We start from the raw sequence: 13735 nt of genomic DNA, 5'->3' as shown, positions 1-13735 counted from the left end.
ATTTTCAGGCAACAATTGGAAATACAACCAAATGAGAACGCAATGAGCAGCACACACACTCAATTGCAGGCGCGGGAAAAGTGACTGAAGAGTCAGCGATAACAGGCGGGCACAAAAAAGCCAGCGGCCTAACTTAAAGTTCTGGGCGCCGGCAGTAATGAAATAATTGAATTAATTATGATCGAGGAACAAGGGCGTCAAATGCCGGGAAAGAAAGCGCAGCATGATGTCGACCTTGGGCAGCAGTTGCCGACTGCGTGGCCAGATGAGGTGTACCGGCAGCCCGGGTGTCGAGAGGTGCGGCATGATTTCCACCAGATCACCGCGCTGCAGTTCGTCGCGGATCATCCAGGTCGCCAGCTGCGAAATGCCATAGCCGCCCTTCACCGCCTGCACCTGGGCCTCGCCGCTGCCGACGATGATCCTGCCATTCATGGTGCGCCGTTCGATCTGGCCATCGGGGCCACTGAACATCCAGGGGCTGACACTGCCATCGGCGCGGCCATACATCACGCAGTCGAACTGGTCGAGTTCATGTCCGTGCTGGATGTTCAGATGCTGGCGCAGGTACTGCGGCGCCCCGCAGAAGATCAGGCGCTCCTGGCCGATCTGCTGGTGCGCCAGCAAGTTCGACAGCTGGTCGACGCTGCCAATGCGCACCGCCAGGTCGATCCCCTCCTCTATCACATCGACGAAGCGGTCGGTGAACGAGGCATGCAGGCGCAAGCGTGGATTGTGCTCGGTGAAGTTCAGCAGCAACGGCAGCACATGTTGCTTGCCGAAGGTCACCGGCACATCGATGCGCAGGCGTCCGGCCGGTTCCTGGCGCTCTGCGGCCAGGACCGTCTCGGCCTCCTCCAGCTCGGCCAGGATACGTGCGCAGGTGCGATAGAAGGCCTCGCCCGTGTCGGTCAGGGAAAGGCTGCGGGTCGTGCGCTCGAACAGTCGGGTGCCCAGCCGGCCTTCAAGGCGGGCAACCCCCTTGCTCACAGCCGAGGTCGAAAGGTTGAGTTGCGCGGCGGCGGCGGTGAAGCTGCCGGCGTCCGCAGTGGTGACGAAAACTTCGATGCCTTTGAGGTGCTCGGTAAGCCTCATTGAAAATCCTTTTACTGCCGCGCCCGCGATGGGCGCACACGCTTCATGCGTAGATTGCGAGGGGCTCGCCATCCGCCCTGCGAGGGCGGACAGCGTAGTGACGGCGGTCAGGGTAGCAGCAAGCGCAACAGGTCGAAACCGAACTGCCCTCCTCGTCAGGCGAACTGGGGCAGCACATGCTCGGCGAGTTCATCCAGAACCGCCTGTACAGGGCGTCGACTGATGCGCAGGTTCAGGGCGATGTGCGAAACGCCCTGCTCGCGCTGGCGCAGCCAGAGATCGAGCAGGGCCTGCCGTCCGCCACGCAGCCCCCGCCCCGCTCGCAAGGGTGCACCCGGGTCCTGCTCCAGATCGAAGAACGCGCCGTAGCCATACGGCTTGAACTGCCCCGGCTCCTGGCAGGCGCGCCATTGCTCGAGGACCCAGGGCAAGGCCTGGGCATCGCTCTGGTGCCAGATCCAGCCATCGGTGTGCTGGGCCAGCCAGGAAAGCTCCTGACCGCAGCGACCCACGGCCAACGTTGGCAACCTGCCAGTGACCGGTTTGGGGACCAGGTCCAGGGTGCCGTCCAGCGTGCCGTGGAAGTGCGAGTAATGCACCGGGTAGTCCTGGCTCACCACGCTCTGCAGCATCTGGTAGGCATCCCGGTAGCGCTCGGCACGCTGCTGGTAGTCCACGCCGAACGCCGGGTACTCGCTGGGTCGGTCGCCTGTGGACAAGCCCAGCAGGAAACGCCCTTGCAGCAGCTGGTCGACACTGCAGGCCTGCTTGGCGACCAGCAGCGGGTTGCGCAAGGCCAGGATGATCCCGGCAGTGCCAATGGCGATGCGCTGGGTATGCGCCGCCAGCCAGCCGGCATAGACCATCGGATCATGGACCTGGGCGACGTCCCCGAAATCCGGGTCGTGAAACGGCACGTCGCGCAACCAGATGGCGGAAAAGCCCAGGGCCTCGGCATGCTGAACCAGCTGCAGGTGCTGGCGCAGCGGCGGAACGGCACTGTCGGGATAGGCCTCCAGCGGCGCGATCAGGCCGAAGGTCAGTTGCCCCGGGCGGAACACCCGGGCATACGCAGGGTGAGCGGCCAACGCAGCGTCCATTCCAGGGTACGCCGGCGTGCCGTGGGCCGGCAGGGTGTGCGGCGCGGTCATCGGCGCAGCGTCCCGGCGCGCTCGAGGCCCGCATCGGTGGTGCGGCGCTCCTTGAACTGCACCAGCAGCAGGCAGATCACCGCGGCGGCCAGGGCAATCGTGGCGGCGATGTAGCCGAGGCTGGCCAGGCCGGTCTGCTCGATGCTGTAGCCCCCGATGATGGCACCCAGGCCGATGCCGGCGTTGGCGGCAGAGACGTTCAGGGTGCCGGCCAGGGCCTGGGCGTGGCTGGCGGCTTTCATCACGCGTACCTGGCACACCGGATACAGCGCGGTGTAGGCGATGCCCCAGACGGTCAGCGCCACCGCCAGGCCGACATACGAACCGGCCAGGGGAATGCTCATGGACATGCCTGCGGCCAGGATCAACACGAACACCGCCGTGGCGCCCAGCGGGTTGCGGTCGACGAAGTGGCCGCCCAGCCAGTTGCCAACCAGGCCGATGGCACCAAAGCCCATCAGCCACCAACCCACTGCCACCGGCGCGATACCGGCCAGGCGTTCGAGCATGTCAGCCAGGTAGGTGTAGGCGGTGAACATGGCGGTAAACACCACCACCGAGAGCACGATGTTGCCGATGAAGCGGCCATCGCGCAGGATGCGCATCTGCTGGCCGATGCTGCTGCGCTCCGGACGGGCCAGGGTCGGCATGTACAGCGCCAGCATCAGCAGCATCAGCAGCGACAGCGCGGACAGCCCCCAGAACGCGCCACGCCAGCCGATCAGGTTGGCGAACACCGTGCCCAGCGGGATACCGAACAGCGTGGCCGCAGCGATGCCCAGGTAGACCTGGGCGACGGCGCGACCGGCCCGATCGGGGCCAACCAGTTGGCTGGCCGTTTCACTGGCCGTGCCCCAGAACACCGGCAACAGCAGTGCCGGGATGAACCGGGCAATGCACAGCACCCAGATGTTCGGTGCCACGGCCGCCAGGGCGTTGGAGGCGGCGAAAATCAGCATGATCACCATGAACAGCCGCTTGCGCTCGAAATGGGCCAGGGCGGCAGTCAGGGGCGGGCCGAACAGCATCACGGTAAAGGCGAACAGCGTCACCAACTGGCCGGCGGCGGAAATGGAAATGTCCAGGTCCCGAGCGAGTGCCGGCAGCAGCCCGATGATCAGAAATTCGGTGGTGACGATCACGAAGGCGGCGATGGCCAGCAGCGTGATAGAGAAGGCGCTGTGTCGCGACCCCGAAGCGGACGTGGGAGACGTAGTGGCGTGTGTCATGGCAATGCGATCCAGGCAAGGTAGATCGCGCTAGTCTAGGAAAGCAAAAAATTCCTATCTCGGGTAATTATTCCTCTGATTGTTTCCCCAATTTCCACAATCTCCCTTGCCCTTGTGCAAACCTGAGCCACGCAGCACTTGCTGACCGATCACCCCAGCCAAAGCCGAACAGGGCGGCCATCCTGAGGCGGTATCAGACGCTGTTCGCTCGGCGCCGGCGTTGTCGGCGGCACAGGCGACGACTCAGTTCCGCATCAGATATCTCGATGGGCCACTGGAGCCCACTTGCTGCAAAACGGTACAGGTAGTCTCCCGCACTTGAATGATGTTCGCTGAGTTGTCCAGCAACTATCGTGGTGCCCGGCTACGCCGGGTGCTGGAATAGGAGCAGGTGGATTGCACTAGGGGGAGCATGATCTTTCGCAATGCGCCTGAAGCCTTACCCGGCAACCCCGAGCGGCATCACCTTTTGCCCAGCAATTCAGAACGGCCAATCACCTCACCGCTGCGTTGGGGGCTGCCCGGCCCAGAAAAGCCAGCGCCCGCAATAGCGGCATCCAAACCTCGAAAATGTGGAGCCGCTTTCGGGCTGCGCAAGGCTTCCATGCCGACGTTCCAGGCATGCACCATGTTCTTGGCAACCTCACGCCACGCAGGTTCGTTTTTCGACGCTTCGATGACTTCCTTTGCAACCTCCACGGCAGACTCGCAAAGCTGCTCGATCATCGCCGCGTACTGCCGTGGCGAGATGCTCAGAACACCTTTGAAAAATGACTCCAGTGAGCGCCCAGGTGTCCAGGTCTGCCTTCCACCAACGGAGAGTCCAGGCGGATTGTTGGCGAAGCGAGGGTAGGCTTGCGTGGTAACCAGATCAAAGACTGGCGTGAATGCCACATCAGTCAGCGAGGTGTAAAGCAGCGCAATATTCTTCGAGTGGCAGTCCGCATTGCGCACCACATAGTTGGTCAATAGCTGCCAGCCACGTACCCCCCACCAAGCCCAGCATCGACAGATCGGTACCATCGAGCTGCGGGCCGAACGCTTCGCGGATGACGTTCAGCAAATACCCTTCAGGAAGGTTCTGCCGGAAGAAAGGAAACAAATCACGGGGCCAGCGCCAAGGCGCTTCACGAACAGGCAGGGCCAAGCTGACAAAGTCCTCCCGGGCTGTTCCGGGAAGATAGTGCAGTACATATTCGTCACGGTCCCGATAAAGCTTGGCCACGTGCCTTGAACGGACATGGACGTCAAGGATCATGGTCAAGCAACCCCAGACCGTTGGTCCTTGAGGATGTCCTCGGCCGTACGTGCGTGACCAGCCTTCACCAGCTTCAAGTCATAGCCTGCGGCTTCCAGGAGCCGGACAAGCGCCAAGACACTCATGTCCCCCTTGGCCAGGGTCTCCATCCTCGCCACTGTGGAACGGGAAACACCCGCGCGGCTGGCCAACGCATCTTGGCTTAGCTTTGCTTCACGCCGGACGGTTTTAAGCATTTCAGCGACATCATAGAGAGAGGACATTTGTAGCTCCGGGCATCAAAAAGAAGCGTTTCTCCGAATGATGTAGCCCTTGAGCCACATAGCGACAACCTCTCATCCAGATAGCTTTGTGTCACATAGGCTACAAAATTTGTAGAGATCCTCACTTTAGTAGCTCAGGGGCCACAATATTAGAGAGACGCTCAAGATTAGCTTGCGCCCGGGCCCGAAGATGAGCCGTCCGATTCAGCAACGATGCCGGGATGGGCTGGATACGTTCCGGGTGCTCGGTAATGTCAGCGTGCACAAGCTCGAGAAAGGCTTTTTTAGTCTCCTGCGCTTCGTGCTCGGCTAGAAGAGCCACTTCACCCTTGATTTGGACATGGTTTGCTCCTTAATCCGGCCCCTGCGACAACTGCCACCTGTGCGGTCTGACCAAGGGAATGTACAGCAGAATGAGTTGAGGGAAATGAGGCACAAGCCCACCGCTACATGTTTCAGAACAGGACTACATACCCATTGCCGATCGATCGGCACAGGCGCTTGCTCTAAACCGCACCTGAACGCCGCAGGCCTTTAGCCATTAGCACAACCGCCCTAATCGACCCTACTCACCCAGCGCTCGTATAGTCCCTTCTTGATTACAAAAACCAGGAAAGGACACCATGGGTCACAAACTTCCCCCCCTCTGCCAATGGCTGGCCATCCTGGCCCTCACCTGCAGCACCCCAGCCCTCGCCGCCCCCGCCTCAGGCGACTACTGGATTATCTACGGCAAAGGCGAACGCCTGCACAACGAGGTCTACGTCGCCGATGCCGCTGGCATCCTGCAAAAGCCCGGCGGCGTGCAATCGGCCCAGGTCATGCAGCTGTTCGAAGATCCAGCCTTCCCGACCCTCGCCGCCTACGAGGTGCAGGTCAAATGCAAACAGCGCCAGATCCGCCTGGACAGCGCCCGGGCGATTCGTCGCTTCGACGGCGCCGTGCGCGATGTGAAAACCAACGCTAAAGACTGGGCCGCACCAAAGGACTACTGGCTGCAGCGCACCTTCGCCTTCGTCTGCGCCCCCGACAACCGCGCGCGCAACCAGATGTTGTCGATCGGCAAGATGCCGGCGGCGAAGATGGTCGCCACCATCCAGGCCATGTTCATCCAGTTGATCGGCGTGCAGGCCAACAGCCAGGCGGTGCAGGAGCTGGACGACATGCTGGCGAACACCCCACGATGAACACGCGCCCTCTGCTGGTCCTTGGCCTGTTATTGCCTGCGCTGGCCGGCTGCATCCCGACCCTGCCGGAGCTGATGGCGGGCAACCAATGGCAAGGGCGCGACGCCAAGCAGGCCATCGACTTCTTCGGCCCGCCCATGCGCATGGAGCCGTTGCCCGGCGGCGCTGGGGTGCAGTTGGGCTGGTACCGCGATACCACCTACGTGCAAAAGGAGGTGGTCGGCAGCACCGCCGAGATGCAAGGCAACGTGATGGTCCATACCAACTACTGGGACGACGTGGCCCATCCTGGCGGCTGCACGATCCTGATGTCGGTGGACAAGGCGCGGCAGATCAACGACTTCTCCACCAAGGGCCGGTGTAACGGCGTGAACCTGGCGCCATAGCGGCTAGCCGAAACGCGGCAGTGAACTTGTTGGAGCGGGATCGTGGGAGCGGGCTTGCCCCGCGATAGCGTCCACCCAGACAACCAAGCCCCCAGCCAGATACCCTCCCCCTACTCAGCCCCCCGCCCAACCATCAACCCATGATTCACATCCTGGGCCAACGCCTTGGCCATGCCACTGAGGTAATGCACCGCCGTCAGCAGCGTAGGCAGATGATCAGTCTCCACCATCGCCAGATCACTGATCTTGTGCACCGCACACATCAGCACGGTCGCCTGCTCCACCGCATGGTCCAGCGGATGCCCCGCCACCACGCGGAACAGCGGGTCTTGCACACTCACCTGCGCGCCTTCGCCGAAATGCCCGACGCCGGTGGTGGCGAGTTTCTTGATGCGCGGGATTTGCAATTCCTTATCCATACCATACCTCCTGCGGCCCCGCGAACGGCGCGGGGCCTGATCGGTGAACATCAAGTGCGAGCCCAGGCTCGCCAGGTCAGTGCCGGGATTGCACGCGGCTCAGCGCCACTTCCACCAGGGTGCGGGCGCTGTCGATTTCGTGCATGGCGGCGAGGGTCAGGACCTGGCCTGGGGGTTTGGCGTGGAGCAGGACGGTCTGCTGGCTGACGGTCAGGGCGCAGACGAGGTATTCGGAGATCTGGACCAGGAGGTCTTCGAGGGTGTGGGTGGTGTATTTGTCGTGTAGGGGTGGGTCGGGGACTATTTTCAGCATGGTAGAGCTCCTATTTTCAAATGGAGCTACCGTTCTCTGCTGTCAAACAGAAAGGTGGCAGCTGTACGCGGGTTGACAGACCGGGAAAATAGGAAACCGGCGCACCGAAGTGCCCCACGTACAGCCACCATAGACGGCCATGCACGCGCGTTACTATCTTCCCGGTCTGTCAAAACCGGTCGCTGAATTGGCAGCGACTTGGCGAGACTAGATGGGTGATGCAGCGGCTGCAACGGGCTGTAAGGGGCTAGAAGTATGTTTCGGAAACGGACTACAGAGAAGAGGGAAAATCCGATTCCGTAGACCCTGGGCACGCCTGCTGCCACAACGAATATGGACCTGAAACCCATACGAACTCTCGTGCGGACGCTACGATTGCAGTGGCGCTTTGCCAGTTTTTCTTGAACCGTTTGATCACTTTGGCGACGATGGGGAAATTTCCTACATACATCGGCGACAAAGGGCAACGCACGTGGCGATCAAAGCTGTATCGAAGGAACGTATTGACGAGGCTTTGCTGGAATTTGACCGCGATTTTAGGGGGCGACGAGAGTGGTTTGGTTGGGAGACGAACCCCGCCCACCGCTACGCGATTGCTGTAGGGGGTACATCGTACCCAGTAAAGAAAATAGTCTCCTTGGCTACCGAAATCGCAGTTAGCCAGTTCCCGGGTGGACACCTCACAAACCGCTATTTAGAAAAGCGTGGATTTACCATCATCGAGCTGCAGGGCACTGGTTTAGAACCAGTCCTGCAGTTCGAGCCTGGGGCCATTTACGATCGAGTGACTGAAATCAACGGACCATTCGGGGGTAGCCGGCAGAGCGGCATAGCGGCATCCGCTACCTACCCGGCGATTTTTTTGTTTACAGGCGATAGTGGCGAGCAATACGGCTATGCCGACCGCTGGGACAACGGTGCATTTCTCTACACCGGAGAGGGGCAGCGTGGGCCGATGACATTGAACCGTGGCAACAGAGCTGTCGCTGAGCATGCAGAGACAGGTCGTGCGCTTCATCTGTTCACATCGCTCGGTAAAGGAAAAGGTAACCGCTATGTAGGTGAGTTCAGTTGCGCCGATGTCTTTGAACGAACCCAGCCGGATATTGATGGCGAGGATCGTACTGCTCTTGTATTCAGATTGGTACCTGTGGGTAGTCCAGAGCTGAATATCGAAACTGAGTTGGAGACAGAGGTTGAACTTGCAGATTCGTTAGCGGCTGCTCGGATAGCTGCGCTGGCTGCCTGTAGGCCGGTAACGGATGCAATGGACCAATCGGCGCATCGCAAAATTTACCAGCGCAGCCGGAAGGTCGCTCACTACGTCCTCATGCGTGCCAAAGGCATGTGTGAAAGCTGTGAAAAGCCAGCCCCCTTCATTAAGAAGGATGGAACCCCGTACCTCGAACCGCATCATGTAAATCGGCTCTCCGACGGGGGCCTTGACCACCCTCGGTACGTAGGCGCTGTCTGCCCATCTTGCCATCGCGAGATACACTCAGGTGTACATGGTGTGTCGCTTAATGCGCGGTTGAAGCAGCGACTTGAAGCAATTGAAGGCTGAGTTTAATTTGTCAAACTGAAATTCCCCTAGATTCGTAGACACCCTCGAATAGCTGCTTCTAGCCGATTACCACCCTTCTCAAGCGGCAACTTTGGATCGGAAGCGGTCGGTCGCGAGTGGCGGCTATCGACCCCAATGTAGACCATTGATCGGGCTGCTACGGCCATAAATGGTTGTGGTAACTGCGCTTCACACATTACGAACCAAAGGGATTGCCCACATCTGCTATGAACGCCCTCTTCATTCTCTGGACTGAGTTGGAGACTTATGACCTGCACAATGTCGCCGCGACTCTTGACCCTCAAGCTAGCCACCGCCGTATTTAAGCCGTACCTGAGGCTAAAGGCAATCGCAAGCCGCGCCAAGTCAAACGATAAAAATATCCCCATAGTAGTGAGATTAAAGACGGAAACCATAAAGTGCTTAAGGAATGGAAGGTTGAGTTCAGGGTCGATGCAGTAGAGTCCTGGTTAGCTCAGTAGTGCAGGTCGGTTGAGACCTCAGCCTAACCCCCAAGATCGAAAACACTCCATGCTTCCGACCCTAGGTCATTTCTCCTGTATCTCAGCTTGCCTCTACAAGTTCAATTAGCCGCAAATAGCGCGTATCCGATTGAAGGCTAGGAGCGCTCTCGACTATCAACGCAAGTACGTTCGGTAACTCGGAAGGAGGTCGGGTGAGCACCTGTGGCGTAACTGCGTGTATTAGATCAAGCGTAACCTCAGGATGAAGAACGGCAATCGGCTTCTCCTCCCCAACATCCTGGGTAAACCGGTAAAATGGATGGTCACTTATCTCCACCGGCACCAAAAACCTCTTCACAGCCTTGTATACCTTTGGAAAATTATCGCCCGCATCATCAAGCAGTCCGATCCATGCTTTAATGGACGCTGAGGTTCTATATTTGCGCTCTCTTGGCCAATCATCATTGATAAAAGGGATAACATGCTCAATCCAACCGTTTTCGTTTTGTCGTCCAACTAGCCCCAACCAAAAAATAAACTGATTCCGCTCATCGTCGGACATACCTCGGAGTACCGAACGCATTTCGCCCCGCGTTAGCCCACTTGGTCTATCCGAATTGAAGACTCTCATCAACCCCAACCATTGAGAGGCCGCCCGAGAGAAATCACGATCCCAAGACAACCCATTGATCCAAGGGATAACATTAAGTAACTGTGGCTTTATGATTTCAGCTAAATTAGGCGAAGGCATTTCTTCATGAAGAAAGCCGTTCCAAGCTGGTTCTGAGGAAGTATGATCGAAAGACAACATCGGGATAAGCCTCTCCTTAGCCCAATCGGGATCGACAAACATGAGCCAATTCAATCTACGAGCCGTGACAGAAATAGCGTGATCCGCTCCCTCTCCTTGGGCAGAAAAAAGGCGCTCGACACGAGACTTTATATTATCCGGAATTAATGAATTAGCTTCCTGTTGCTTTCCTGGCACCGCATGAAAAAGCGCTGACGCACAAATACCTACGGGACCATTGATTGCATGACTGTAAGTGCGACGTGACTGTTCAACAATCTTACCTGCTCGGCGAATCTCACCAAGGCCACTCTTAGTTGTATTTGCTTCGCCACTCAAGATCCCATCAATAATATGATCATACACCACCCAAGCAAGCTCGGCATCGAAGTCTAAAACAGGCTCAAGATTTTGCTCCAGCCATCTAGCCAACGTATGACGTAGCTCTCGAATAGCGGCATTTGGAAGGCGGGCAAGCCTTTTAAGAAATACTCGTTTCAACCGAGGAGAAACATCATCTGGAATGTCATTGACCATAGAACTCCAGAACGCACTTGGGTACTCACCACGTTTACCTTCAAGTACTAGCGCAGAAAGCGCCTTCCTAGGATTGGCCTTCACCAAACCTGCAAAAGGTCGCTTATCAGTGAAGCTACCAAACTCGCGCTTATGGTCTTCTTTAGCCTTGGAGATCACTTCATTAATAGGAACTTCCATAAGCTTATCAGGAGTTTCGTCAGTGCCCACCCAGCCGACATGCGAACCATGTATGGTAACAGTAGAAATCGCCCATCCATCGCACCATCCGGAAATTCCGCCAACCATTGATTTAAGCCGCTCGCTTAGATCATCCGTAAGATTACAACCCTGAATTTCGAGATACCGCGCATATTTCGCTGAAATCCTATCTCTGATTTCATGAAATTCTTCACCAGACCAGTGAGACTGCTGATCGGGCCCTGAGAAAATCCGCTCTGCAATGCCTCTCTGACTTTCTTGTGAAAATTCGGCCCACCGATCACTTAGCAAGTAAAGTAACTCACGGACCACCTCAGCATCCCAAAATGCCTCCTGGCTAAAGCCCAAAACCTCTTTTGCCACATAGTCTGCATCAAAGACGTTACTCTTATTAAATGCGTACAACTTTAACTTCCGAAAGAAAAAGTGCTCACCCATTGACCAGGTAGTAGCGTGTGCTCTTGCAGTCTCGGGCCAGATAGCGGCCATTCGGTCAAAAAGCTGAACGAACCAAGTCATGGCCTCTGCTGTGCTTGTGACGCGCTCCCGCCCGCCGACATCACGCCCAGGATAACAGGTAGGTGTATCGAAAAAATCAACTTCTATATCTTCCAACAGACTGGAAACAACAGCCAACTGCTCTTCCAAAATGCTAAGCACCTGACCCAATCGACAATCTGGGACCTCAATATCTTCGTTATGCCGCTCAAGAAATGCGACTTCAAACCGTCCTAATTGCTCAAAGCCAATTTCATCCCAAGAGGAGGATGGAGGCATCGATTTACCTAAGCCAAACGGGAGATCAATTTTTAATCTTGGCGTCGCTACCCTTCGAAAATCGCGAAGGGCACTGGGGGTCCAACCTTCTTCATTAATAAAGCTTTTAAACTCAAACCACTCGCTATTCCATCGCCGATTTCGAGGATCTTGATGATGCTCAACAATTAGCCGCCATATCTGACGAGCACGTCCAGCGAGGTCCTTCGAATGCGTCATGTGCCACTGAATCTGCTGAAGCAATCTAGGGTGCAATCCGTTCTGGCGCGCTGCCCACCAAGCTAAAACAGGACTATTGATAGACTTACAAATCCAAGATATTAGGTGGCCGAGCCGTGTAGGCGTGCTCTCCAAGCCCTCCACCTGCCGCCCGCCCAAACTATGGGAGTCAGCTGGATTATCATCTTCTTCACGCCACACAAGAAGATTGTCATTTCTCACCCCTTGCCTTCGCTCACTCTCAGATATATCTGCTAGATCATCATCAAGCCCGTAATGAGCGATTGGATTGAAGTTCTTTCCCTCTCTACCATAACCGCTACTTTCTTCACCTGAGCGGACATTAGCATCCATCACGCATATCCATTCAGGATGTGGAACCGGCTCAGCTTCTGAGAATGCTCTCGCTCCCTGCACTGAGCGTAGGACATGAGCAACTTGACCTCGCTCATGAGGAGTTAGGTCCTTTGGGTCCTTCTGACTCATTGCAATAGTGGATAAACGCCACTTGCGAGGATTATCGGAACGCTCTGCCCAAGCCTCCATACTCTTCCATAAATCTGAGTGTTCAGAATAGGCGATACCTGTAACCCCCCGATCACGCCATTTAACCTCAACTTCTTCAGTTGCTCCCCGATCAAATGCGTAAAGCTTGGAGCGATCGTATTGACCATCATGATTTAGCCCCTGAAGAAGATACTTCACCGGAGGATCTTCAGCCTGGTAACCAACCAAAACGACTGTATAACGTTCAAGGAGATGCCTGATGAAGCTCGTGGCCCATCCTTCGGAGAGATACGCACGTCCGAAATCCGCACTACTCAAAACGTAGGGATGACTTTCCGCGCCTGCATCCACTAGCCGCCCGTGCAAATATGTGATGCCCTCTATATTTAGACCAAAACTCAAGTCAGGAAAAGCAGGAGGAACATAAAGTTTCAACACTCCATCACCAGGCAACTCAAACAACCGATCAAAATTTGTCGTTACAACTTGAGGAACCCCACCCCGACTAGAAGAGATCCGCTTAATCAGACCATGTTCGCGCCCACAATTATTTACCCCCTGAAATGCCCCCAATCGCTCTGTGACCAGCGCATTGACTTCATCTTTTCCATATTCCAAATGGAGCAGGTTGAAAATTTGATCTAGCGGCACATTCGAAGGCGATTGACCATTCAGCCACGGCAGAAAAGCCACCATGATTTCAGAGTCGACTGGCGGATCAAAGAATTCGATAACGTGCTTGGTCAATCCAATAAAGGTGGGCATTCCAGACGGAAGCGAAACTCCCGCACCACATAAGAACACCACTCGACCAGCATCGCAGCGCTCTAGTAGAACATCTGGTATCGAAGGACCATCGGGATAAAATTTCATGAGTTTAACTCTTCACTAAATGGAATATTTTTTATCGCTAAAAGTAGTATAGCTAATAGATTACACATATAGCTATCCTTCGGTCAAAGCCAATAACATCTTCTCACGCAGCCATTAGCTTGCTGTTTTACTCCCGTTTCGTACACGGTAAAAGACCTTGGGGTATAACGCGGGGTGTCAAACGGGGCTGGATAGATTTCAAGCGGAGCTGCACTGCTCAACTGGACAGCTGCCCTGCAAGACAATGTGATAAGTAGGTCGGTGTTGGAGCCGATCAAAAGGGTGGCCATCACGCTCGGCAAAGCGACCGCTCGTAACAAGTGTCTCTCGGCCCAAAACAGGTCATGGACATACTATTAGCGACTTCGTAAGCTATGTGAGGTCCATGTCGTGTTTTTTCTCCATACTCGTGGCACGCTTCCAGCGCTCAAGCCGCCTGAGGTTTTGCATGAGGGCGCGAAACAGAGGTGCCGCAAGTAGTCACCAGATGTCTCGCCTACTT

At 56.4% G+C, this 13735-nt stretch carries 12 protein-coding genes and 2 pseudogenes; 4 read left to right on the top strand and 10 right to left on the bottom strand.

What is annotated here, in order from left to right; genetic code table 11:
• Positions 1 to 171: 171 nt before the first annotated feature.
• The 7 genes and pseudogenes from NMG10_RS17560 to NMG10_RS17530 all read right to left on the bottom strand — a co-directional run bounded on the left by NMG10_RS17560 (position 172) and on the right by NMG10_RS17530 (position 4996).
• The gene (locus NMG10_RS17560) at positions 172 to 1095 is read right to left on the bottom strand and encodes a LysR substrate-binding domain-containing protein (RefSeq protein WP_203647229.1); all 924 of its coding nucleotides are present in this window, start codon (positions 1093 to 1095) and stop codon (positions 172 to 174) included.
• A gap of 155 nt (positions 1096 to 1250) precedes the next feature.
• Complete coding sequence (locus tag NMG10_RS17555; RefSeq protein WP_203652672.1) at positions 1251 to 2195, bottom strand: LLM class oxidoreductase; 945 nt, start codon at positions 2193 to 2195, stop codon at positions 1251 to 1253.
• Between the two features lie 47 nt (positions 2196 to 2242).
• Entirely contained in the window at positions 2243 to 3475 is a 1233-nt protein-coding gene (locus NMG10_RS17550) for an MFS transporter (protein WP_254464810.1), read from the bottom strand.
• A gap of 188 nt (positions 3476 to 3663) precedes the next feature.
• A pseudogene (locus tag NMG10_RS26030) lies at positions 3664 to 3827 on the bottom strand (IS21 family transposase); the annotation flags it as partial.
• A gap of 110 nt (positions 3828 to 3937) precedes the next feature.
• On the bottom strand, positions 3938 to 4444 hold the full coding sequence (locus tag NMG10_RS17540) for a HipA domain-containing protein (RefSeq protein WP_254464809.1): 507 nt from the start codon (positions 4442 to 4444) through the stop codon (positions 3938 to 3940).
• Positions 4371 to 4733 (bottom strand): HipA N-terminal domain-containing protein, encoded by a 363-nt coding sequence (locus NMG10_RS17535; protein ID WP_254464808.1) that lies wholly within the window; start codon positions 4731 to 4733, stop codon positions 4371 to 4373. Before NMG10_RS17535 ends, NMG10_RS17540 begins: the two co-directional genes overlap by 74 nt.
• A 2-nt stretch (positions 4734 to 4735) precedes the next feature.
• Entirely contained in the window at positions 4736 to 4996 is a 261-nt protein-coding gene (locus NMG10_RS17530) for a helix-turn-helix transcriptional regulator (RefSeq protein WP_254464807.1), read from the bottom strand.
• Positions 4997 to 5619: 623 nt separating this feature from the next.
• Here NMG10_RS17530 and NMG10_RS17525 point away from each other — a divergent pair.
• Positions 5620 to 6183 (top strand): hypothetical protein, encoded by a 564-nt coding sequence (locus NMG10_RS17525; RefSeq protein ID WP_028692035.1) that lies wholly within the window; start codon positions 5620 to 5622, stop codon positions 6181 to 6183.
• Positions 6180 to 6569 (top strand): hypothetical protein, encoded by a 390-nt coding sequence (locus NMG10_RS17520; protein WP_254464806.1) that lies wholly within the window; start codon positions 6180 to 6182, stop codon positions 6567 to 6569. The genes NMG10_RS17525 and NMG10_RS17520 overlap by 4 nt, the downstream gene beginning before the upstream one ends.
• Positions 6570 to 6679: 110 nt before the next feature.
• Here the strand turns inward: NMG10_RS17520 and NMG10_RS17515 are convergent, their stop codons facing one another.
• The gene (locus tag NMG10_RS17515) at positions 6680 to 6988 is read right to left on the bottom strand and encodes a DUF3077 domain-containing protein (protein ID WP_203647240.1); all 309 of its coding nucleotides are present in this window, start codon (positions 6986 to 6988) and stop codon (positions 6680 to 6682) included.
• Between the two features lie 76 nt (positions 6989 to 7064).
• On the bottom strand, positions 7065 to 7301 hold the full coding sequence (locus NMG10_RS17510; RefSeq protein ID WP_028688843.1) for a hypothetical protein: 237 nt from the start codon (positions 7299 to 7301) through the stop codon (positions 7065 to 7067).
• Between the two features lie 472 nt (positions 7302 to 7773).
• On the opposite strand from NMG10_RS17510, the gene NMG10_RS17505 reads away from it, so the two are divergent.
• Complete coding sequence (locus NMG10_RS17505; RefSeq protein ID WP_254464805.1) at positions 7774 to 8865, top strand: HNH endonuclease signature motif containing protein; 1092 nt, start codon at positions 7774 to 7776, stop codon at positions 8863 to 8865.
• A gap of 350 nt (positions 8866 to 9215) precedes the next feature.
• Positions 9216 to 9347: pseudogene (locus NMG10_RS25965) on the top strand (transcriptional regulator); the annotation flags it as partial.
• Between the two features lie 82 nt (positions 9348 to 9429).
• Here the strand turns inward: NMG10_RS25965 and NMG10_RS17495 are convergent.
• Positions 9430 to 13233, bottom strand: coding sequence for an SIR2 family protein (locus NMG10_RS17495; protein WP_254464804.1), 3804 nt, complete (start codon positions 13231 to 13233; stop codon positions 9430 to 9432).
• Positions 13234 to 13735: the final 502 nt, after the last annotated feature.

This window comes from Pseudomonas sp. DVZ6, assembly GCF_024259445.1.
GTDB lineage: Bacteria > Pseudomonadota > Gammaproteobacteria > Pseudomonadales > Pseudomonadaceae > Aquipseudomonas > Aquipseudomonas peradeniyensis.
This window is presented reverse-complemented; position numbering and strand designations above follow the sequence as displayed.